The organism is Arenibaculum sp. (assembly GCF_035998295.1).
Lineage (GTDB): Bacteria > Pseudomonadota > Alphaproteobacteria > Azospirillales > Azospirillaceae > DASYHS01.
The window spans coordinates 1-20,346 of the sequence record NZ_DASYHS010000035.1 but is presented as its reverse complement, the minus strand read 5'-3'; the positions used below and the strand labels follow the sequence as shown (position 1 = coordinate 20,346).

Sequence of the window (20,346 nt, the reverse complement as noted above, 5' to 3'; positions counted from 1 at the left end):
TCCTTGCTTCATGATAAGGAACGCGGCGGACAGGGAGCGTCATGCAAAATCTCACGATCAATGCCGAACGTCTTTGGGACAGCCTGATGGAAACCGCGCGCATCGGCGGCACGGCGAAGGGCGGCATCTGCCGGCTGACGCTGACCGATCTGGACCGGCAGGTGCGCGACTGGTTCCGCTCGGCCTGCGAGGCCGCGGGGTGCGAGGTCACGGTCGACGAGCTCGGCAACATGTTCGCGCGCCGGCCGGGGAAGGACCCGTCGCTGCCGCCGATCGCGATGGGATCGCATCTCGACACCCAGCCGACCGGCGGCAAGTTCGACGGCGTCCTCGGCGTCCTGGCCGGGCTGGAGGTGATCCGCAGCCTGAACGACGCCGGGTACGAGACCAACGCCCCGATCGAGGTCGTCAACTGGACCAACGAGGAGGGGTCCCGCTTCGCGCCGGCGATGCTGGCCTCGGGCGTGTTCGCGGGCGCGTTCGACCGCCCCTTCGCCGACAGCCGCGAGGACCGCGAGGGCAAGCGCTTCGGCGAGGAGCTGGAGCGCATCGGCTATCGCGGCAGCGAGAAATGCGGCGAGCGGAAGATCGGCGCCTTCTTCGAGCTGCACATCGAGCAGGGGCCGATCCTCGAGGACGAGCGGAAGGAGGTCGGCGTCGTCACCGGCGTGCAGGGCATGCGCTGGTACGAGGTCACCGTGACCGGGTTCGAGAGCCACGCCGGCACCACGCCGATGCATCTGCGCCGCGACGCGCTGGTCGGCGCCGCGCGGATGGTGGAGGCGATCAACGGCGTGGCGCTGGCGCACGCCCCGCTCGCGGTCTCGACCGTCGGGCTGATGGAGGTGCGGCCGAACTCCCGCAACATCCTGCCCGGCGAGGTCTTCTTCTCGATCGACCTGCGCCATCCCGACGACGTCGTCCTGGCCGAGATGGAGGGCGAGGTGAAGGCCGTGATCGCGCGCATCGCCGGCGAGATGAAGCTGGACGCCGCGGTCGCCGACATCTGGAACTCGCCCGCGGTCCATTTCGACCCGGCCTGCGTCGGCGCGGTTCGGGCCGCGGCCGAGGATTTCGGCTACAGCCACCGCGACATCGTGTCGGGCGCCGGGCACGACGCCGCCTACATCTCCCGCGTCGCCCCCACGGCCATGGTGTTCGTGCCCTGCGAGAAGGGCATCAGCCACAACGAGTCGGAGAAGATCGAGCCGGACCAGGCCGCGGCCGGGGCCAACGTGCTGCTGCGCGCGGTGCTGGCCTACGACAAGGCGATGGCGGACCGCGCGGCATGACGGCGAGAATGGCCGCGGGACGCCCGGCACCTTCCGAGACGGAGCCGGCGTCCCGGCCCGCGGTGGTCGAGGCGCGCGGGTTGAGCCTGGTGTTCCAGACGCCGGACGCCCCGGTGACGGCGCTGAGCGAGGTGGACCTGACGATCCGCAAGGGCGACTTCGTGTCGCTGATCGGGCCGTCCGGCTGCGGCAAGACCACCTTGATGCGGGTCGTCGCCGACCTGGAGAAGCCGACCTCGGGCAGCATCCTGGTCAACGGCGTCTCGCCGGAGCAGGCGCGGCTCGACCGCGCCTACGGCTACGTGTTCCAGGCCCCGGCGCTCTATCCCTGGCGCACGATCGAGCGCAACGTGATGCTCCCGCACGAGATCATGGGGCAGCCCGCGGCGCAGCGGCGGGAGCGCGCGCGCCGCTACCTCGACCTGGTCGGGCTCGCCGGCTTCGAGCGCAAGTTCCCGTGGCAGCTCTCCGGCGGCATGCAGCAGCGCGTGTCGATCGCGCGCGCCATGAGCTTCGAGCCGGCGCTGCTGCTGATGGACGAGCCGTTCGGAGCCCTCGACGAGATCACGCGCGACACGCTGAACCTGCACCTGCTGCGGCTGTGGGAGAAGACCGGGATCACCGTGATCTTCGTGACCCATTCCATTCCCGAGGCGGTGTTCCTGTCGTCGCGCATCGTCGTGATGTCGCCGCGCCCCGGCCGCATCCTGGAGGTGATCGACAGCGACCTGCCCGCCGGCCGCGACCTGGACGCCCGGGAGACGCCGGAGTTCCTGGAGGTCGCCCGCCGCGTCCGCGTCGCGCTGCGCGCGGGGCACAGCTATGACTGACCCTGGAAGATCTCTCTCCCTCCGGCAACCGGGGCGGTTGCCATGAGCGTCGCGGCGACGACGCTGGCGCCGCCGGTGCGGCTGAAGGAAGGCAAGGCGCTGCCGATCCTGACGGTGCTGGCCGCCCTCGCGGTCGTCTGGTACCTGGGGGCGGTCTGGCTCAACGCGCCGCAGGTCCGCGAGCGCCTGGAGCGCGCGGGCCAGCCCTGGAGCGCCACGGATCTCGTCGCCGGTACCTGGGCGATGGAGCGGCCGGTCCTGCCGGCCCCCCACCAGATCGCGGTCGAGCTGTGGGACACGGTCGTGGACAAGCCGGTCACGTCCAAGCGCAGCCTGGTCCACCACGCCGGCGTGACCCTGTCGGCGACCTTGGCGGGCTTCGCGATCGGCGTGGTGCTGGGCATCGCGCTCGCGATCGGGATCGTCCACGCGGTCACGCTCGACCGCTCGCTGATGCCCTGGATCATCGCATCGCAGACCATTCCCATCCTGGCGATCGCGCCGATGGTGGTCGTCGTGCTCGGCAATCTGGGATTCACGGGGGTGCTGCCGAAGGCCGTGATCTCCGGCTATCTCAGCTTCTTCCCGGTCACGATCGGCATGGTGAAGGGGCTTCGCTCGCCCGACCCGATCCAGCTCGACCTGATGCGCACCTACAGCGCCACGCGCGCGCAGGTGTTCTCCAAGTTGCGCTGGCCGGCCTCGACCGTCTTCCTGTTCCCGAGCCTGAAGGTGGCGATCGCGCTGGCGCTGGTCGGCGCCATCGTCGCCGAGCTGCCGACCGGGGCCCAGGCCGGGCTCGGCGCCCGGCTGCTGGCCGGTTCCTATTTCGGGCAGACCGTGCAGATCTGGTCGGCGCTGTTCATGTCGGCGTTCCTGGCCCTGGTCCTGATCGCGGCGGTCGCGCTGTGCGAACGCTTGGTCGTGCGCCTGCGCGGAGGCCGGCCTTGAACGCGCGGTCCGCCTCCCTCGCCACGACGCTGGCCCTCGGCGCCCTCCTGCTCGGCGCCCTGACCGTCTCCATCGCCCCGGCGGGCGGCCCGGCGGGGCTGGCCGCCGGCCTTGTCGCCGCGCTCGCCGCCTGCTGGACGATGGCGCTGCTATCGCGCGGGGACGGCCTCGCGGCCCGGCTCGCGGTGCCGGCGCTGTTCGGGCTGCTGCTGCTGTGGCTGTGGGAGGTCCTCGTGACGGGGTTCGAGGTGCCGCGCGTGCTGCTGCCGGCGCCGTCCGCGATCTGGCAAGCCCTGGTCGCGAACCTCCCGACCCTGATGGCGGATTTCCGCCAGACGGTCCTGCGCGAGGTCGTGCCGGGCTACCTGATGGGCTGTTTGGCGGGGTTCCTGGCCGCGGTCGCGATCGACCGCTCGCCGTTCCTGCAGCGGGGGCTGCTGCCGCTGGGCAGCATGATCAGCGCCATGCCGGTCGTCGGCGTCGCCCCGATCATGGTGATGTGGTTCGGCTTCGACTGGCAGTCCAAGGCCGCGGTCATCGTGGTCATGACCTTCTTCCCGATGCTGGTCAACACGCTGGCCGGCCTCGCGGCCACGGGTGCGATGGAGCGCGACCTGATGCGTTCCTACGCGGCCGGCTACGGCCAGACGCTGCTGAAGCTGCGCCTGCCCAACGCGCTTCCGTTCATGTTCAACGCGCTGAAGCTCAACTCCACGCTCGCGCTGATCGGGGCCATCGTCGCCGAGTTCTTCGGCACGCCGATCGTCGGCATGGGCTTCCGCATCTCCACCGAGGTCGCCCGGATGAACGTCGATATCGTGTGGGCCACCATCGCGCTCGCCGCGCTGGCCGGCTCCGCCTTCTACGGGCTGATCTCACTGGCCGAGCGGGGGACGACCTTCTGGCATCCTTCGTTCAGGAAATGAGCACTCGCGAAAAAAGAGGCTGAGGAGAACAGGGACGATGAAGACACTGACGGTTTTCGCGGCCGCCGCCGCGATGGTCGGCGCGGCCTCGGTCGCGCAGGCTGCCGACCCGCTGACGCTGCAGCTCAAATGGGTGACCCAGGCGCAGTTCGCGGGCTACTACGTCGCCGAGGCCAAGGGCTTCTACGACGAGGTCGGGCTCGACGTCACGATCAAGCCGGGCGGGCCCGACATCAACCCGTCCCAGGTGATCGCGGGCGGCGGGGCGGACGTCGTCGTCGACTGGATGCCCTCGGCGCTGGCGACGCGCGAGAAGGGCGTGCCGCTGGTCAACATCGCGCAGCCCTTCGACCGCTCGGGCATGATGCTGACCTGCCGCAAGGACAGCGGCATCACCCAGCCCACGGACTTCAAGGGCAAGACGCTCGGCGTCTGGTTCGCGGGCAACGAGTATCCCTTCCTGTCCTGGATGAGCAAGCTGGGCTTCTCGACCGACGGCGCCGATCCCGACGTGCGGGTGCTCAAGCAGGGCTTCAACGTCGACCCGATCCTGCAGCGCCAGGCGGAATGCATCTCGACGATGACCTACAACGAGTACGGCCAGATCATCGACGCCGGCATCCCGGAGTCCGAGCTGATCGTCTTCAAGTACGAGGACCAGGGCGTCGCCACGCTCGAGGACGGGCTCTACACGCTGGAGGCCAACCTCCAGGACCCGGCCATGGTCGACAAGCTGGCCCGCTTCGTGAAGGCGTCGATGAAGGGCTGGGAATACGCGATCGAGAACCAGGAGGAGGCGGTCGAGATCGTGCTGGAGAACGACGCGTCCGGCGCCCAGACCGAGGAGCATCAGGCGAGGATGCTGGAGGAGGTCGGCAAGCTGATCACGAAGACCGGCGACGAGGCCGGCCGCCTCGATCCGGAAGCCTACGAGCGGACGGTCGGGGTCCTGATGTCGGGCCAGTCCGACCCGGTCATAAACGAGACCCCTGAGGGCGCCTGGACGCACGATGTCTGGGAAAAGGCGATGGCGCAGTGACCGGCTGACCGGAAGCCGGGGCGAGAGGGGAAGGGAGGTTGCGATGTTCCGCATGGCGGCGATGGCGTGCCTGCTCGTCTCCTTCGTCCCGCCCTGGGCCGCGGCGCAGCCCGTCGGCATCGGGCCCGTCGACCTGGAACTGGTGCTCGCGGCCGACGGGTCCGGTTCGATCGACGACGAGGAGCTGCGCTTCCAGCGCGAGGGCTATGCCGCCGCCGTGACCAGCCCGCGGGTCCTGGACGCGATCCGTTCCGGCCCGCTCGGCCGGATCGCGCTCGCCTTCACGGAATGGGGCGGGGCGGACAGCCAGCACGTCATCGTCGACTGGATGGTGGTCGAGGACGAGCCGTCGGCCGCCGCCTTCGCCGAGGCGCTGGTCGCGGCTCCGCGCGCGGCCTCGGGCTGGAACTCCATCGGCGGCGCCATCGACCATGCCGCGGTCCTGTTGCGCACGAACGGGATCGAGGGCCTGCGCATGGTGATCGACGTCTCGGGCGACGCGCCCCATTACGGCGGCCGCCCGGTCACGGCGGCGCGCGACGAGGCGGTGCTGGCGGGGATCACGATCAACGCGCTGGCGATCGCGGCCCCCGGCGGCGGACGCCCCGGCTATCAGGCGGAGCCGCTCGAGGACAACTACGAGCGCGAGGTCATCGGCGGCTTCGGCGCCTTCGTGGTCACCGCGGACGAAGGCACCAGCTTTCGCGACGCGGTGCTGGCCAAGATGGTGCGCGAGATCGCCGGCCTGCCCGGGCCGCGGGTGGTGGTGGCGTCGTCGGATCCGGAGTGACGGCGGACGCCGTCAGCCTTCCGCCTTCCGGTTCTCGATGACGACCTGGTCCAGCAGCCGGGCCTTGCCGAAGCGGACGAACAGCAGCACCAGGATGCGGTCCGGGAAGGCGTCGCCCGGGTCTTCCAGCGTGTCGGCGTCGCGGATCGCGACCAGGTCGATCCCGGCCAGCGGTTCCTCGCAGATGTAGTCCCGCAGGCGCCGTTCCAGCGCCGCCGGGCTCGCGATGCCTTCATCGACGAGGGAGCGGGCCAGCGCCAGCGCCCGGTTCAGCCGCACCGCCGCGCGCCGTTCCTCCGGGGTCAGGTAGACGTTGCGCGAGCTGAGCGCCACGCCGTCCTCGTCGCGCACCGTCGGGACCGGGACGATCTCGACCGGCATCGACAGGTCGCTTACCATCCGGCGGATCACCATGACCTGCTGGTAGTCCTTCTCGCCGAAATAGGCCCTGGTCGGCTGGACGATGTTGAACAGCTTGGTGACGACGGTGGCGACGCCGCGGAAATGGTCGGGGCGCACGGCCCCCTCCAGCATCGAGCCCAGATGCGGGACATCGACGTAGGTGTCGGGCCGCGTCGGGTACATCTCCCGGACCGGGGGCGAGAAGAGATAGTCCGTGCCGACGCTTTCCAGCATCGCGCGGTCGCGGTCGACGTCCCGGGGATAGGCCTCGTAGTCCTCGCCGGGGCCGAACTGGAGCGGGTTCACGAAGATGCTGGCCACGACGATATCGGTGTCGCGCCGCGCGTGCCGCGCGAGCGTCAGGTGCCCCTCGTGCAGATAGCCCATGGTGGGAACGAACCCGATGGTCCGCCCGAGCAGGCGGTGCGGGCCCAGCGCCGCGCGGAGCTCGCGGATCGTGGAAATCACTTTCATGAGCCGCCCCCGACGCGGTTGTGCGCCGCACCATAACAGGCTGTCAGCCCTGCGGAAAGGGTCCGTCGCCGCCTATTGCCGGGAGTGCCAGGCCGCCGCTTCCGGGAAGGCGCGGACCGCGGCCTGGGCGGCATGGTCCCAGTAGTTGCGCAGGGCGACGTCCGAATAGATGTAGCGGCGCTTCGCCTCGACCTCGTCGGCGCGGCTGGTGCGGTAGGGGCGTCCGGCGGCCTCGGCGAGGAGCTGCAGGCGGCAGGCCCGCTCCAGCATCAATGTCAGGACCACCGCCTGGCGGGCGGTCGGCGCGACCACGACGAGGCCATGGTTGCACAGGAACAGACCGTCGTTCCGGCCGAGCGCACGCGCCACCGCGTCGGCGACGTCGTGGTCGAGGATGGTGTGGCTCGTCTCCTCGAAACGGCCGACCCTTCCCTGGAAGAACGAGCCTTCGTGCGAGAGGGGCACGATGTCGAGATCGGTCGCCCCGAAGACGGTCGCGTGCTCGGCATGGGAGTGGACGACGGCGCCGACGTCGGGGCGCGCGGCGTAGATCGCCTGGTGCAGCGGGGTTTCCGGCGGCGCTTCGGGCGGCGGCTCGCCCTCCCGCGATACCGGGCAGGTCACCATGTCTTCCGGCGCCGCGTCGTCGAAGCCCCGGCGGGCGGCCTTGATCCGGAAATCGCCGCCGCCCCGCAGCCGGGCGGAGAACTGGCCCTGGTTGAAGTCGTCGTGCCCGTGCAGCGACAGGATGCGGCATCCCAGGGCCAGCTGCCGGAGCAGGGTTGCACCCGGTTCGCGCGGCGTCGCAGCGTTCATGGCGTGCCCTCCCGCAGGATGTCCGTCATTCGGCGCAGCCGTCCCGGTTCCAGCCGCCCCGCCGCCGCGGCGATCTCCACTTGGCGCCTGCCGACGGACCGGTAGAAGTCCGCGTGGTCGGCGCCGAGGCGGCCGAGATGGTCGAGATGCGCGGCGACGGCGCCCGCATCGCCGCGCGAGAAGGGGCCCGACAGGCCATGGGCCAGCCCGCCCTTCGCGACGGCCTCCAGCGTCGCCCGGGACAGCGGCAGGAGGGCGCGCAGGGCCTCGTCCTCGTCCACGCCGAAGCTCCGCCACAGCGCCACCGCCTCGCCCAGGGCCGACAGCAGGAAGCTGGCCGCGTAGTTCGCGCCGGCGTGGTAGCGCGTCCTCGCCTCCGGCGGCAGCCGTATCGGCGTCATGCCCAGCAGCGCCGCGAACCGCTCCAGCAGCACGGCCACGCGTCCGTCGCCCTCCACGGCCACCGCGCATCCCTCCAGCATGCCGAGCGCGATGTCGGGATCGGCGAAGTTCTGCAGCGGATGAAAGCCGCCCGTAAGCGCGCCCGCCGATGCGGCGGGGGCGAGGACGCCGACTTCCGTGCCGCCGCTGCAATGCAGGACGACCGATCCGGGGCGCCACGACAGCGAGGACGCCACTTCGGCGAGGGCGTCGTCCGGCACGGTCACGAAGACCACGTCGGAACGGGCGGCCGCGGCCTGCGCGGGACCGGCCTCGCATCCCGGCAGCGCCGCCGCCAGCCGGCGGGCGGAGGCGTCGCGCCGGCTGGCGACGCACGCGACCTGGACGCCGCGCGCCGACAGCGCCCTGCCCAGGACGGACGCGACCCGGCCGGCGCCGATGAAGGAGACCGTCGTCATGGGCGGACTTTCGACGGCGCCGCCCGGCGCAGGACGACCAGGCTCCAGCAATACACGCCCGTCGACAGCAGCAGGACCTCCTCGCCGTCCGCGACGGCGTCGGCCTGGGTGAGGTGGTCCAGCGTGACGAGGGGATCGCTCGCGTTGCCGTGGGCGATGTCCGCGCGGGTGTCGCGCCGCACCGCGGCCCCGTCGATGCCGAGCGCGTCGCAGATGATCTTCAGCGAATGCAGGTTGTAGTTGTTCGTCAGCACGAGCCGGTAGGCGTCGCATCCCTTGCCGGTGGCGGCGCGGAACTTCCGCCCGAGCGCCTTGACCGCGCGGTTGGTCTCGAGCACGAAGTTCGGGCCGGCATCGGGCGCTCGCAGGGTCGCCAGGCCGGGGGAGGCGTGGGACACGACGCGCTCGACGCGGTACCCGGCGTCGCGCCGGTCCAGGGTGCAGCATACGGCCAGGTCGCTGTACACGGAGGCGCCATTGTCCATCAGCGGACCCAGGGCGGCCGGCTGCCTGTCGGCCAGGGCGACGAGCACGCGCGCGTGCTGCCCGGTCTCCACGAGGCTCTTCGCCAGGACCAGGGCCGGCCCGAGATTGGCGCAGCTCGACAGCCAGCTCGCATAGGGGTACGCGTTGCGCAGCCCGAGCCTGGACATCGCCTCGAACAGCCCGTCGCGGATGCGCCTACCTTCCGGGAGGGTGTCGGCGGACCGCTCGACCCCGGTGTCCCAGAAGCTTTCGGTGGAGAAGACGACGGCGTCCACGTCTTCGGCCAGGAGGTGGTTCCGCTCCAGTCCCTTTTCGATGGCCTCGGCCACGAGGTCGACCACGGTGCGCTCGGCCGCGACGAAGCGGTCGAAGCCGTCCTCGCGCAGGGCGGCGATGGCCGCGGCGTCCCCGGGCTTGCGCGCGGCCTCCTCGATCGGAAGGCTCCGGCCGGTCGAGGTGGCGGTTCCGGAGAGCGTGACTGGCGGCATGGTCGGTGCCTCTCGCTTGGGGATCAGACGGCGGCCGCTTCCCGCCGGGAGGCGTCCGCGAGGCCCTTGCCGACCTCGCGTATCTCCTCGACGGCGGCCAGGACGTCCGCCCAGGACGTCCGATGGTTGACGAAGCACACGCGGAGCACGGGCCTGCCTCGGAATGCGCTGCCGGCGACGGCCACGCGTCCGCGGGCGTTGAGCTGGCCCTCGATGCGGCCGTTGACGCGGTCGACCGCATGGTCGGGCAGCCCCCGCGGGGCATAGCGGAAGCACAGCACGCTCAGGCTGGGGACGTGCACCGGCTCGAAGTCCGGGTCGAGCAGCAGGAGGCCGTGCAGCCCGGCCGCGAGGTCGTTGTGCGCAGAGACCATGTCCGCGAAGGCCCGGACGCCGTACTGGCTCAGCGCGAGCCAGATCTTGGTCGCCCGGTCGGCGCGGGTGAGCTCGAAGCCGTAATGCCAGTGATCGTGCCCCGCGGACGAATCCCCGCCGGACAGATAGGCCGGCACGCAGCCGAAGGCCCGTTCCAGGCAGGCCTTGTCCTTGACGAGGATGCAGCCGGCTTCGAAGGGGATGTTCAGCCATTTATGCGGGTCGACGGCGAGCGAGTCCGCGCGGGCCAGCCCGGCGAACAGGGGCCGCTTGCGCGGGTCGAGCGCCGCCAGCGCGCCGTAGGAGCCGTCGACGTGGTACCAGAGCCCGTTCTCCTGCGCGACGTCCGCGATCGCGTCGAGCGGGTCCACCGCGCCGGTCGGCGTGGTCCCCGCCGTGCCGACGACGCAGATCGGCCTCAGCCCGTCGCCGCGGTCCCGTTCGATGGCGGCCAGGAGCAGGTCGCAGCGCAGGCGGGACCCCTCGTCGAGGGCGATGCGGCGCAGGTTGGCGGTGCCCAGCCCCAGCAGCGCGAGGCTCTGCTCGATGCAGATATGGGCGTGCTCGGAGGCGTAGACGGTCAGTCCCGGGCCGCCCGCCACGCCGCGCTCGCGCATGTCCCAGCCCGCCCGGTCGCATCTCGCGGCCGCGAGCCCGTAGAGGTTCGCCATCGTGCCGCCCGTCGTCACGTAGCCGAAGGCGTCGTCCGGGAAGCCGACCATCTGCGCGAGCCAGCGGCCGACCGTGAGTTCCATCTGGATGCTGCCCGGCGTCAGCTTCCAGGCGTGGGGGAAGATGCGCAGCGCGCCGAGCAGGCCGTCCAGCAGGCCGGGCAGAGGCAGGGGCGTGGCGGCGACCCAGGCCATGATGCCGGGATGGAGGAAGTTCGCCGAGGCCGGCACGAGGTCGCGACGCAGGCGTTCCAGAAGCGCCATCGGGTCGGACCCTTCCCACGGCGGCGTCCGCCCCAGGAGGGCCGCGGCCTCCGCCGGGGTCCGCGGCGGCGGGTAGACGGGCCGGCCGCCGGGGTCGGCCAGGTGCTCGACGACGATGTCCACCATGCGGTGGCCGAATTTCCGGACGTCCTCGGGATCGACGTGCAGGTGGTGGGGATCGGGCGTGCCGGGCATCGTCATCCGCCCGTCGCCCGCAAGCCTTCCGCCGCCGGGTCGCCGCGGTCGATGACGACGTGGTCGAGCAGCTGCGCCTTGCCGAAGCGGACGAACAGGAGCACGAGGACCCGGCCCGGCAGGCGGTCGCCGGTTTCCTCGATCGTGTCGGCGTCGCGCACGGCGACGAGGTCGATGCGGGCCAGCGGCTCCTCGGCGATGTAGCGGCGCAGATGCGCCTCCAGTGCCGCGGGGCTCTCGACGCCCCGCCGCACCATCGCCTGCGCCTCGGCCAGCGCCTGGCTGAGGCGCAGCGACGCCCGTCTCTCCTCCGGGGTCAGGTAGACGTTGCGCGAGCTGAGCGCGAGCCCGTCGCTCTCGCGCACGGTGGGTACCGGGACGATCTCCACCGGGAAGGACAGGTCCGCCACCATCTGGCGGATCACCATCACCTGCTGGTAGTCCTTCTCGCCGAAATAGGCCCTGGTCGGCTGGACGATGTTGAACAGCTTCGAGACGACGGTGGCGACTCCGCGGAAATAGGCGGGCCGGACCGCGCCCTCCAGCAGCGAGCCGATATGCGGCACCTCGACGAAGGTCTTCGGCGGCGTCGGGTAGATTTCCCGGACCGGGGGCGCGAAGACGACGTCCACGCCGGCGGCCGCGAGCAGCGACACGTCGCGGTCGAGGTCCCGGGGATAGGACTCGTAGTCCTCGCCGGGGCCGAACTGGATCGGGTTCACGAAGATGCTGGCCACGACGACGTCGTTGTCGCGCCGCGCGCGGCCCGCCAGCGTCAGATGGCCTTCGTGGAGGTAGCCCATGGTCGGGACGAGGCCGATCGTCCGTTCCCGCCCGCGCGCGGCCGCCAGCTCCGCCCGAAGGGCGTGTATCGTGGGGATGACTTTCATGGCTTTCTCCGCGGCTCGGTTGCTCAGGCGGCGGACCCGAGGCGCGCCGGCCCGTCGCACAGCGCGGCCAACGCGCCGAGCACCTGTTCGTTGGCCATGTCCGCGGCCCGGAAGCTGACGGCGGGGGCGTGGCGGGTGTCGACGGTCAGCAGGCCGTCGACGCAGGAGACGGAGAAGGCCAGCAGGTAGGGCGTGTGCTGCTCGTCCATCGGCGGCCCTGGCCATTCCGGCGCCGTGGGCAGGTCCAGGAAGCGCCGCGGGTAGTCGCGCTGCATGGAGGCGATGTAGTTCACGGCGATCTTGGGTTCGGGCCAGCGCGCCGCCTCCGCGGCCAGTTCCGGCGTCGCGTTCATGTATCGCAGCGCGCGGAAGCCCAGGCCGCGCTTCGGGACCTGCCGGCGCTGGCGGCCGATGTCCCGGATGGCGTCCGCGGTGCCGAGGCCCTCGGGCACGCGCAGGGGCAGAGGGACGATCTCGTTGACGTAGCCGACGACGCGGCTGGTGTCGCAGTCGGGAAAGACGGGGCCGCGCAGGGAATCGAACGTGTCGATCCAGAGGTCGCGCGAGCCGGTCAACCGGTGCAGCACGTCCGTGGTGGCGAACAGCACGGTGTCGAACTGCGCGCCCGTGTCGAGGGCGAAGAACGCGGCGCTGCGCGCGGCGTCGAGCCGGCGGCGGACCGTGCACTGGTCCCGGCACAGCGCGTCGCGGTCCTGCCGCGTCTCGCCCGCATCATGGTGGAGCGCCCTCGCGGTCGCGTCCGAGAATGTCGGCTTCGGGTCGTCGGGGGCGGCGTCGAACTGCGGGGGAAGGCGGAACGCGGCGTAGGCGTCCCAGGGAAAGCTCCGCCAGTAGGGAAGCTCGGCCGGGCATTCCTCGTTCGCGTACCTGACCAGGCGGCGCACCCAGAAGTCCGGCGCGGCCATCGAGCCGATCGAGACATGGGCGCGTCCGTCGCGTAGCGCGGCATAGGCGCGCCCCAGGTCGTGCAGGAAATGCCTGAAGCCGACGCCGTCCAGGAACAGGTGGTGGGCCAGGATGAACAGTTTCCACGGTCCCGCCGCCGGCTCGAAGACGACGAAGCGGATCAGGGGCGACGACGCCTCGAAGACCAGGGAGCGCTGGAGCCTGGCGGCCGCCCGCTCGACCGCCTCGGAGAAGGCGTCGGCCGGAAGGCGGCTCAGGTCCACGTGCTCCAGCGGCTCCTCCGGCATCGCCGGCCGGTGCACCTGCAGGATCCCGTCGCGCGTGCGGTCCAGCCGGACGCCGAGCGTGGGCAGCGTCGACATCACCGTCCGGATCGCCGCGCTCAGAAGCGGGAGGCGCAGCTCCCCGGGGTCGAAGTCCCAGAGGTCGCAGATGTTGTACCGCTCGGCGAACCGGCCCTCCGCCATCAGGAACCGTCCCGTGGGGGTCAGGGGGAACGGCTCGACCGTGCCGTCGGGCGGCGCTTCGAGGCCCGCGGAGGCGGCGGCGATCCCGCGGACGTTCCGGTGCTCGTAGACGCCGGCGATGGAGACCGCGACCCCCGCCTCGGCTGCGGCCACGATGGCCCTGGCGATGGCGATCGAGTTGGTCCCCCGGGCGAACACGTCGTCCTCCGGGGCCAGTTCCGGGACGTCGAGCGACGCCCTGAAGGCATCGAGAAGGCGGGCCTCGATTTCGGTCGGGTTCAAGATGACCTCCTGGAGCTGGATTTCGGGTTCCGGGAGCCCGGCGCGGCCCCCGGCGCAAGGGCGTGCGACTGCCAGGCGTCCGTGTCCTGCTTTCCTCCCGGTCGGCTCGGCCGGCCGAAGGCATGGGCCATCAGCGGGTAGAAGTCGGGAAGCAGGAGGTAGTCGGACAGGGCATTCCACGAGTAGCCGCCGATCGCGGTGCTCGAGATCCCCAGGGCCACGGCGATCCTGTAGAACTCGGGGATGGCGAACCCGACCTGGTGGCACGCGTCCAGGTAGGCGCCATGTCCCGACAGGTCGTCGCGGCCCGGCCCGACCAGGACCAGGGACGCGGCCGCGCGGATGACGCCCTGGCCCTCGAAGCACCGTTCGGCGATCTCCTCGCAGTCGGCATCGCGCAGGATCGTGACGGCGGCCGCCCCCGAGGCGTCGTACCGCCAGGCCTCTTCCAGCCGCCTCGTCCCGGAGAAACGGAGATAGGCGAACGAAAGCCGGACCCGGCCGGGCGCCGGCGGCTGTGCGACCAGCGCCCACAGATGGCCGATCAGGTCGGTCTCCGTCCGCTCGGGCAACGGGGCCGCGAGCCCCTCCTTCATGGAGTGTCGCCGGGCCGCCCAGAGACGGGGAGGCCGGACGGGCGCGCTCACGGCCGGCGGGCGATAGTCGGCTTCGGCCGCTTCGAGCGAGGCCCTGGCGTGGAACAGCTCCACCCGCTTCAGGAGCGGACTCATCGCCGGCGTCTCCTCCCGGACGACGAGGCGCGCGAGCGCGTCGCCGGGGTCGGGCCGCGGGTCTCCCGGCGGCTCCATCCGGGCGAGGTCCAGCCGCACGCCGGCCACGACCGGCGCGCTCGCGGGGAGGTCCATCAGCCTCGTCGCGGCGGCGCAGCGCGCCGGCCCGATGCACACGGGATCGTCCCCGGCGTCGCGGGCAAGCTCGACCAGGTTGGAGACGACGCAGGCCGCGTCGACGATGCAGTAGCGGTGGCCCCGCATGCCGTAGCGCTGGACGGTCCGCCACAGGACGGAGATCGCGCCGATGAAGGCGGCGTCGGGCTCGAGGCCCAGGAACGCCGCCACGTCCCGGCCCGGCCGGTCGTCGGCGGCCTCGTGGAAGATCCGTTCGGCGAAGTCGAAGATCGCGCAGCGCCAGCGCCCGTCGACCCGCGCGACCGTCACGACCTCGGTCGGGTAGCGGGCTCCCGCCGAGGGCGCGTAGCGGGTGAGCCTGTCGTCGTGGAGCCTGTAGCCGTAGGCGGCGTCCAGGAAGGACGCCAGCGTCTCGACGCGGCGCCGGCCTTCCGGCGTCGTCGTCACGAGCGGCGCCGGGTGGAGGAGGAGCGTGTCGAGCTTCACCTGGGCGCAGACCGACGACACCGTCGAGAGCGCGTGGCTGACGTCCTGCCGCGCGAGGTCGAAGGAGAAGGCGTCGCTCATCGCGGCGCCTCCGGTCCGGCGGGTGCGGGCGGAGGCGCGTCGGCCGGCAGCAGGTATTTGAGGAAGAGGCGGGCCGCGTAAGCATCGGCCGCGCGATAGAAGCGCCCATGGGGAACGGCGGCGACGGGGCGGGTCCGCCTTTCGATCAGGTCGCACAGCTCCGCCTCGCCCGGGCGCGCGCCGTCCAGCGGGACGACGTACCGGGAGATTAGGTCGAACCTCCGCGACAGGAGTGCCTGGAGCAGCAGGGACGAATCGATCCCGTGGCCCAGCGCCAGCACGCCGCGCCCGGCCCAGGCCCGCTCGTCCTCCTGCGACATCTGGAGCTGCCGGCTGAAGTGCTCGCCGCTGCGCAGGTGGTGGCGGACGTGGAGGAAGTCCCCCGCCGCCGGCGTGGAGGGGTCGTGGACGACCCAGTTCACGGTGTTGGTGTAGACGTTGTCCGGATCGGCGGCGTCCACCAGCCCGTGCTGGAAATAGCTCTCCATCGCGCTGCCCGGCCCGCCGAGGAAGCGGTACAGGAGAAAGAACCCGGCCGCTCCGGGGTTGACCGTGGCGACGAGGGCGAGGACCAGGAGCCACGCGGCGAAGCCCGTGACCAGGAGGCGGCACTCCCTCGCGTTGTTCCTGCGCTTCTGGTGCCGGTAGACGTCGAGCGCGAACGACCAGCTCAGCGCATAGGCGAGGGCGTGCTTGCAGAAGTCGAAGAAGCTTGTCCTGTCGCGCAGCAGCGTGGTCTGCGTGTCCAGCGTGCCGTTGTTCTCGACGTGATGGACGTAGACATGCTGTACCCGATAGAAATGCGGCACGCGCAGATAGGCGAGGTTCAGCACCAGGCGCAGGTAGCCGCCGGTGAGCCACAGGACCAGCTTCGGAAATCCCGGGCGCAGGTGCCGGCGGGAGAACAGGTTGTTGTGGATGTCGGCGTGGTCGAGGACCTCGTGGGCCATCCCGCTGCGCAGGTCCACGATCACGAAGAACGCGACGGCGTAGAGGCCGACATGCCCCGGCCAGATCAGCGCGGCCACCGCGGGGATCCGCACGATCGTGTTGACGACCAGGGTGCGGACATAGATCGCGTTGGCGGGGGTCCGCAGGTGGCGGGCGTACCAGCGGTCGGGCCATCGGCCGGCGACGGCCGCCTCGTAGGCCCGGGGATCGGTCGGGGTCTGCGCGGCGGCGGTGTAGGCGACGCCCAGCAGATGGAGCAGGAACAGCCAGACGACGGTTCCGAGCAGGATGGCCGACGGGTCGGGCCCGAACGGCGAGGCCCAGCCGGAGGCGGCGACCCAGGTCACGGGGGGAACGGTGAGGGCGAGGGCCGTCGCCGGGAACCGCCGGGCCGCGGCGTCCAGGCCGCCCAGCCGCGACAGATGGGCGACGGGCGCGAACGGCAGCAGCACGAGCCGCAGCGCGAGCTGGCAGACCACGACATAGGCCACGGCAGTCGCGGTGTGGGCGAAGGTCGCTGCGGGAGAGGTCGACGGGCGGTCCATGGGCCGAAATCCGGTTCCGGCTACGCGGAGTCGATGTAGTCGGCGATCGAGTCGATGCTCGCAAACGTCGACTTCGGTATGTCCGCCGGCCATTCGATCCCGACGAGGTCCTCCACCGCCACCAGGAAGCTGAGGAGGGTCACGGAGTCCATGCCCAGGTCCTTGAGCGGGGCCTGAAACTGCGCGCGGGAGACGGTGATCTTGCCCTGGCTGACCTCGCTCAGCACGTCGCAAAGGCGCGTGCGGAGCTCGGCGTCGGCCTGCGCCGCGGACTGGTTCATGTCTCTTCCCCTGTGGAGTACGTCGTGCGGTTGGGGCGCTCGCTCAGCAGCTCGAGCGACGCCACGCTGATCTTCCCGGCGGCGGAGCGCGGCAGATGGGGGACCTGCCGGATGCGGTGGGGGACCTGGAGCGGCGGCAGGACGCGCAGGCAATGCGCCCGGACGGCGTCGACCGGAATCCCGGGGCCATGGACGTAGGCGGTCATGACGCCGTCCCGGATCTGGACGTGCACGCCTTCGATGCCCGGCAGCGAGCCGATCGCCGCTTCCACGGCGTCCAGGGAGAACTTGTTTCCCGCCAGGTTCGCCACGCGGCCGGCGCGCCCGACGATGCGCAGGCCGCCATCCGCCGCCAGGTGGCCTAAGTCGCTGGTAAGGAAATATCCCTCGGCGTCGGCCGCGTCCGTGAGCGGGGGGCCGCCATCGTCCACATAGGCGGTCGCCTGGTAGCGGGTGCGCACCGCGATCGGCCCGGGCGATCCTTCCCGGCCGGAGGCGCGGATGCGGGTTCCCGGCAGCGGCGTCCCCGAGCTGCCCGGCGTCCGGCCGTCGTTGAAGGTCACGGGCCCCGTCTCCGCGATGCCGTAGTAGTGCCCGATGGGAAGGCCGGTCACGTCCTGCCACCGCGTGGCGACATCGGCCGGCAGCGGCGCTGCCGAGCTGACGACGAGCCTGGCCTCGCCCAGGCTCCGCCGCAGCTTTTCGCCCTGGCCGAGGAGCAGTTCCAGGATGAACGGGAAGCCGACCAGTATCGTGGGCAGGACCTGCAGCGCGTTCCTGACGATCGCGCCGGGGGTGGGAAGGCCCGCGTGGAGGTGCAGGGTCGCGCCGGCGAGCAGGGCGGACAGCAGGCTCGTGTTGAAGGCGAGGCCGTTGTTGAGGGTCGCCAGGCACAAGATCCTGTCCCGCTCGGAGATCGCCGCCGCCGCCCGCCAGGTCCCCGCGGCTTCGAGGGCGGCGGACGCGGAGAACTCCAGGGCCCGGGGCCTGCCGGTCGAGCCCGAGCTGAACCGGACGAAGGCCGTGCTCGGGTGCAGCGCGCCCCCGTCGGCTATCCAGGGCAGCGTCCAGGCGAACGGCGGCGACCGGCGGTCGTCGCGGACGGGTTGCCGGCCGGGGAGGGGTTCGGAAAAGGAATGTCCGGACCCGGCCACCACGGTCCTGCAGCCGAAGGTCCCGCAGATGTCGAGCAGGACGGCCGCGGGCCAGGTCGGGTCCGCGATGAACGGCACCTTGCCGGCGCGAAACAGGGCGAAGAGGGTGGCGACCGACGATGGAAGCGGCTCCGGGACGAACATGCACCGCGTCCCGTCCAGGCGCAGCCGCAGATCCTCGCCGACATGCCTGACGGCCTCGGCGAGCCGGGCGTAGGTCCAGGCGTCCCCGCCGGCGACGACGGCCGGATGCGCCGGCGTCCGTGCGCAGGCATCGAGAAGAACGTCGCCGAGGCGTGCGGACGGCGTCATCGGCGGCCCGCGGCGGCGTCGGGGGCCGCGTCCTCTTCCTGGTCTTCTGCCAGGTCTCCCGCCAGAAGGAAAGCTACGACGCGGTTCTCGAACTCCGCGGTCGCTTCGACATGGGGGTTGTGCCCGGCCATCGCCACCAGCTGGCAAGAGGCGTTCGGGATCAGGCGGCACAGCATTTCGAGCGCGTTGCGGCTCATGAGGAAGTCGTCCTCGCCGCACAGCAGCAGGGTCGGGGCCTGGAGCCGCTTCAAGGTCTCCGGGCGCTCCTCGATCTTCAGCATCGAGCAAAGATGCCGGCGGAGCTGGTCTTCCGGGTGGTCGTCGGCGAACCGGATCTTGAGGGCGAGGTACCCGGCGGTCCCGTTGTTCTCGATCGTCCTGGAGGTGTGGAGCAGGGGATAGCAGTGGTCGAACAGCGCTTCCGGGCCGCCCGCCTCCAGGCTCGCGAGAAGCGACCGGTGGAAGAAGGCCCGGTAGAGGCTGCCGAAGGGCCCGAACATGGGGCCGACCAGGACGAGGCGCGCCACCCGGCCCGGCGCCTCGAGCGCGTAGTCGCGGCACGTCAGCGTCGACACGCAGGTGCCGAGCAGCGAGACGGTGTCGAAGCCGAGGTGATCGACGAGGCGGCCGAGGTCGCGGACATAGTCGGCCGGCGCGATCGGTCCGTCCACCCGCCCCGACCGCCCCTGATGCCTCAGGTCGTAGGTCACGACGGTGTGGCTCCGGCGGATGCGGCGCGTGAACAGCTCCCAGTGCCGCGTCTCCATGAAGAAGCTGTTGGAGATCACCAGCGGCGGGCCGTGCCCCCGCATCTCGTAGTAGATGTCGAGCCCGTCGAAGGAACGGACGTATCCCGACCCGTCGGGAGGCGTTCCCGCCGACCGGCCCCCGAACAGCGCCGGCATGGATTGCAGGGCCTGCATGTCATCCCCTCGGCGGATCGACGTTCATCCGGCCGCTCAGTAGCCGTGCAGCTCGGGGTCGGGGAAGGACCGGTCCTTGACCGCCTCCACATAGGACCGGACGGCCGCTTCGATGCCGGCGCTGCCGGCCATGAAGTTCCTGACGAAGCGGGGCAGCCTTCCCCGCGTCAGGCCCAGCATGTCGTGGAGCACGAGGACCTGGCCGGAGGTGGAAGGGCCGGCGCCGATCCCGATCGTGACGATCTCCGGCACCTCCCGTCCGACCTCCGCGGCCGTCGAGGAGGGCATCAGTTCGAGCACGAGCATCGATGCGCCGGCGTCGGACAGCTCGCGCGCCTGCCTTTTCAGCAGCTCCGCCGAGGTTTCCGTCCGACCCTGGATCCGGTAGCCGCCCAGCGCATGCACGCTCTGGGGCGTCAGGCCCAGATGGGCGCAGACGGGGATGCCGCGCTCGGTGAGCGCGCGGACGCATTCGGCCGTCCATCCTCCGCCTTCCAGCTTGATCATGCGCGCCCCCGCCTTCATCAGGGCGGCCGCGCTCCTCACGACCTGCTCGACCGTCTCGCCGTAGCTGCCGAACGGGAGGTCGGCGACCAGCCATGCCGCCGAGAGCCGGCGGGCCACGCATTGCGTATGGTAGATCGTCTGCTCCAGGGTCACCGGCAGCGTCGTCGAGTGCCCTTGGACGACCATGCCGAGCGAATCGCCGACCAGGAGGCAGTCGAGGCCCGCTTCGTCGAGCACTTCGGCGAAGGTCGCGTCGTAGCAGGTCAGCATGGTGATCGGCTCGGCCTGGAGGTGCATGTCCCGAAGCTTCGTCAGCGTCACGGGCTTGCGCCCGGCGGACGCGGCTTCGCGAACCGGATGGCTGCTCATCATTCGCCCTCGTCGAATTTCGCGGACGGCCCGGAGGATCGCCGGACCGGACGGGATGGCGGCGGTCTCGAGGCGGAGCCCACGGCGTGGAAGCGGCCGCCGTCAAAGGACGTGCGCAGGTTTATCGGAAGCAATGTTGGAGTGCTGAGCCGTTTTGTTTCTTGAATTGTTATCTAATCGTGTATCGATGAAGAAACGGAGTCAACGCCATACGCGGTATAAATCACAATATATTCGTGACTGGCGCGCGTTTATTTTCCCGGAATATTATCTCGATTATTTTCCCTCGATGTCGTCGGCTTCGGCGGGCGGCATGGAGGGATCACCAGCCGCCGCGGGCCAGCCATTCGTCGATCATGGGCAGGCGGTCGGAACCCCAGAACGGTTCGCCGTCGACGAAGAAGAAGGGCGAGCCGAACACGCCGCGCGCAACGGCCTCGCCG

20 protein-coding genes are annotated in these 20,346 nt (G+C 71.1%); 6 read left to right on the top strand and 14 right to left on the bottom strand.

Annotated features, from left to right (window positions below; genetic code table 11):
- The first annotated feature begins 41 nt into the window (after positions 1–41).
- The 6 genes from VGO20_RS03545 to VGO20_RS03520 are packed head-to-tail and all read left to right on the top strand — an operon-like array spanning position 42 to position 5,828.
- A complete protein-coding gene (locus VGO20_RS03545; protein ID WP_327500909.1) occupies positions 42–1,292 on the top strand; it encodes a Zn-dependent hydrolase in 1,251 nt (416 codons plus the stop codon).
- The gene (locus VGO20_RS03540) at positions 1,289–2,122 is read left to right on the top strand and encodes an ABC transporter ATP-binding protein (RefSeq protein ID WP_327500908.1); all 834 of its coding nucleotides are present in this window, start codon (positions 1,289–1,291) and stop codon (positions 2,120–2,122) included. The genes VGO20_RS03545 and VGO20_RS03540 overlap by 4 nt, the downstream gene beginning before the upstream one ends.
- Positions 2,123–2,164: 42 nt before the next feature.
- On the top strand, positions 2,165–3,073 hold the full coding sequence (locus VGO20_RS03535; protein WP_327500907.1) for an ABC transporter permease: 909 nt from the start codon (positions 2,165–2,167) through the stop codon (positions 3,071–3,073).
- Positions 3,070–3,999 (top strand): ABC transporter permease, encoded by a 930-nt coding sequence (locus VGO20_RS03530; protein WP_327500906.1) that lies wholly within the window; start codon positions 3,070–3,072, stop codon positions 3,997–3,999. Before VGO20_RS03535 ends, VGO20_RS03530 begins: the two co-directional genes overlap by 4 nt.
- Positions 4,000–4,036: 37 nt before the next feature.
- Entirely contained in the window at positions 4,037–5,038 is a 1,002-nt protein-coding gene (locus VGO20_RS03525) for an ABC transporter substrate-binding protein (protein WP_327500905.1), read from the top strand.
- A 43-nt stretch (positions 5,039–5,081) separates the two neighbouring features.
- A complete protein-coding gene (locus VGO20_RS03520; protein ID WP_327500904.1) occupies positions 5,082–5,828 on the top strand; it encodes a DUF1194 domain-containing protein in 747 nt (248 codons plus the stop codon).
- Positions 5,829–5,840: 12 nt separating this feature from the next.
- On the opposite strand, the gene panC (VGO20_RS03515) is transcribed toward VGO20_RS03520, so the two are convergent.
- The 14 genes from panC (VGO20_RS03515) to VGO20_RS03450 form a co-directional block, all read right to left on the bottom strand.
- Complete coding sequence (panC, locus tag VGO20_RS03515) at positions 5,841–6,704, bottom strand: pantoate--beta-alanine ligase (RefSeq protein WP_327500903.1); 864 nt, start codon at positions 6,702–6,704, stop codon at positions 5,841–5,843.
- Positions 6,705–6,776: 72 nt separating this feature from the next.
- Positions 6,777–7,520, bottom strand: a complete 744-nt coding sequence (locus VGO20_RS03510; RefSeq protein WP_327500902.1) for a class II aldolase/adducin family protein — start codon at positions 7,518–7,520, stop codon at positions 6,777–6,779.
- Positions 7,517–8,380, bottom strand: coding sequence for a Rossmann-like and DUF2520 domain-containing protein (locus VGO20_RS03505; RefSeq protein WP_327500901.1), 864 nt, complete (start codon positions 8,378–8,380; stop codon positions 7,517–7,519). The genes VGO20_RS03510 and VGO20_RS03505 overlap by 4 nt, the downstream gene beginning before the upstream one ends.
- Complete coding sequence (locus VGO20_RS03500; RefSeq protein WP_327500900.1) at positions 8,377–9,354, bottom strand: hypothetical protein; 978 nt, start codon at positions 9,352–9,354, stop codon at positions 8,377–8,379. Before VGO20_RS03500 ends, VGO20_RS03505 begins: the two co-directional genes overlap by 4 nt.
- 23 nt (positions 9,355–9,377) lie before the next feature.
- Positions 9,378–10,865 carry a pyridoxal phosphate-dependent decarboxylase family protein gene (locus tag VGO20_RS03495; protein WP_327500899.1) on the bottom strand — a complete coding sequence of 496 codons (1,488 nt, stop codon included), beginning with the start codon at positions 10,863–10,865 and terminating at the stop codon, positions 9,378–9,380.
- Positions 10,862–11,749 (bottom strand): pantoate--beta-alanine ligase, encoded by an 888-nt coding sequence (gene panC, locus VGO20_RS03490; protein ID WP_327500898.1) that lies wholly within the window; start codon positions 11,747–11,749, stop codon positions 10,862–10,864. The genes VGO20_RS03495 and panC (VGO20_RS03490) overlap by 4 nt, the downstream gene beginning before the upstream one ends.
- 23 nt (positions 11,750–11,772) lie before the next feature.
- The gene (locus tag VGO20_RS03485) at positions 11,773–13,425 is read right to left on the bottom strand and encodes a condensation domain-containing protein (protein WP_327500897.1); all 1,653 of its coding nucleotides are present in this window, start codon (positions 13,423–13,425) and stop codon (positions 11,773–11,775) included.
- Positions 13,422–14,861, bottom strand: a complete 1,440-nt coding sequence (locus VGO20_RS03480) for a nitroreductase family protein (protein WP_327500896.1) — start codon at positions 14,859–14,861, stop codon at positions 13,422–13,424. The genes VGO20_RS03485 and VGO20_RS03480 overlap by 4 nt, the downstream gene beginning before the upstream one ends.
- Positions 14,858–16,357, bottom strand: a complete 1,500-nt coding sequence (locus VGO20_RS03475) for a fatty acid desaturase (RefSeq protein ID WP_327500895.1) — start codon at positions 16,355–16,357, stop codon at positions 14,858–14,860. The genes VGO20_RS03480 and VGO20_RS03475 overlap by 4 nt, the downstream gene beginning before the upstream one ends.
- A gap of 20 nt (positions 16,358–16,377) precedes the next feature.
- Positions 16,378–16,638: an acyl carrier protein gene (locus VGO20_RS03470; protein WP_327500894.1), complete on the bottom strand. Its 261-nt coding sequence runs from the start codon at positions 16,636–16,638 to the stop codon at positions 16,378–16,380.
- Positions 16,635–18,104 carry a class I adenylate-forming enzyme family protein gene (locus tag VGO20_RS03465; protein ID WP_327500893.1) on the bottom strand — a complete coding sequence of 490 codons (1,470 nt, stop codon included), beginning with the start codon at positions 18,102–18,104 and terminating at the stop codon, positions 16,635–16,637. Before VGO20_RS03465 ends, VGO20_RS03470 begins: the two co-directional genes overlap by 4 nt.
- Positions 18,101–19,027: an alpha/beta fold hydrolase gene (locus tag VGO20_RS03460; protein WP_327500892.1), complete on the bottom strand. Its 927-nt coding sequence runs from the start codon at positions 19,025–19,027 to the stop codon at positions 18,101–18,103. The genes VGO20_RS03465 and VGO20_RS03460 overlap by 4 nt, the downstream gene beginning before the upstream one ends.
- Before the next feature lie 36 nt (positions 19,028–19,063).
- Entirely contained in the window at positions 19,064–19,906 is an 843-nt protein-coding gene (panB, locus tag VGO20_RS03455) for a 3-methyl-2-oxobutanoate hydroxymethyltransferase (RefSeq protein ID WP_327500891.1), read from the bottom strand.
- Between the two features lie 319 nt (positions 19,907–20,225).
- On the bottom strand, positions 20,226–20,346 hold a 121-nt coding region (locus VGO20_RS03450), incomplete at its 5' end, for a DsbA family protein (protein ID WP_327500945.1).

Coding starts and splice junctions, on each gene's coding strand:
- VGO20_RS03545 (WP_327500909.1), top strand. CDS start 42: ATGCAAAATCTCACGATCAATGCCGAACGTCTTTGGGACAGCCTGATG.
- VGO20_RS03540 (WP_327500908.1), top strand. CDS start 1,289: ATGACGGCGAGAATGGCCGCGGGACGCCCGGCACCTTCCGAGACGGAG.
- VGO20_RS03535 (WP_327500907.1), top strand. CDS start 2,165: ATGAGCGTCGCGGCGACGACGCTGGCGCCGCCGGTGCGGCTGAAGGAA.
- VGO20_RS03525 (WP_327500905.1), top strand. CDS start 4,037: ATGAAGACACTGACGGTTTTCGCGGCCGCCGCCGCGATGGTCGGCGCG.
- VGO20_RS03520 (WP_327500904.1), top strand. CDS start 5,082: ATGTTCCGCATGGCGGCGATGGCGTGCCTGCTCGTCTCCTTCGTCCCG.
- panC (WP_327500903.1), bottom strand. CDS start 6,704: ATGAAAGTGATTTCCACGATCCGCGAGCTCCGCGCGGCGCTGGGCCCG.
- VGO20_RS03510 (WP_327500902.1), bottom strand. CDS start 7,520: ATGAACGCTGCGACGCCGCGCGAACCGGGTGCAACCCTGCTCCGGCAG.
- VGO20_RS03505 (WP_327500901.1), bottom strand. CDS start 8,380: ATGACGACGGTCTCCTTCATCGGCGCCGGCCGGGTCGCGTCCGTCCTG.
- VGO20_RS03500 (WP_327500900.1), bottom strand. CDS start 9,354: ATGCCGCCAGTCACGCTCTCCGGAACCGCCACCTCGACCGGCCGGAGC.
- VGO20_RS03495 (WP_327500899.1), bottom strand. CDS start 10,865: ATGACGATGCCCGGCACGCCCGATCCCCACCACCTGCACGTCGATCCC.
- panC (WP_327500898.1), bottom strand. CDS start 11,749: ATGAAAGTCATCCCCACGATACACGCCCTTCGGGCGGAGCTGGCGGCC.
- VGO20_RS03480 (WP_327500896.1), bottom strand. CDS start 14,861: ATGAGCGACGCCTTCTCCTTCGACCTCGCGCGGCAGGACGTCAGCCAC.
- VGO20_RS03475 (WP_327500895.1), bottom strand. CDS start 16,357: ATGGACCGCCCGTCGACCTCTCCCGCAGCGACCTTCGCCCACACCGCG.
- VGO20_RS03470 (WP_327500894.1), bottom strand. CDS start 16,638: ATGAACCAGTCCGCGGCGCAGGCCGACGCCGAGCTCCGCACGCGCCTT.
- VGO20_RS03465 (WP_327500893.1), bottom strand. CDS start 18,104: ATGACGCCGTCCGCACGCCTCGGCGACGTTCTTCTCGATGCCTGCGCA.
- VGO20_RS03460 (WP_327500892.1), bottom strand. CDS start 19,027: ATGCAGGCCCTGCAATCCATGCCGGCGCTGTTCGGGGGCCGGTCGGCG.
- panB (WP_327500891.1), bottom strand. CDS start 19,906: ATGATGAGCAGCCATCCGGTTCGCGAAGCCGCGTCCGCCGGGCGCAAG.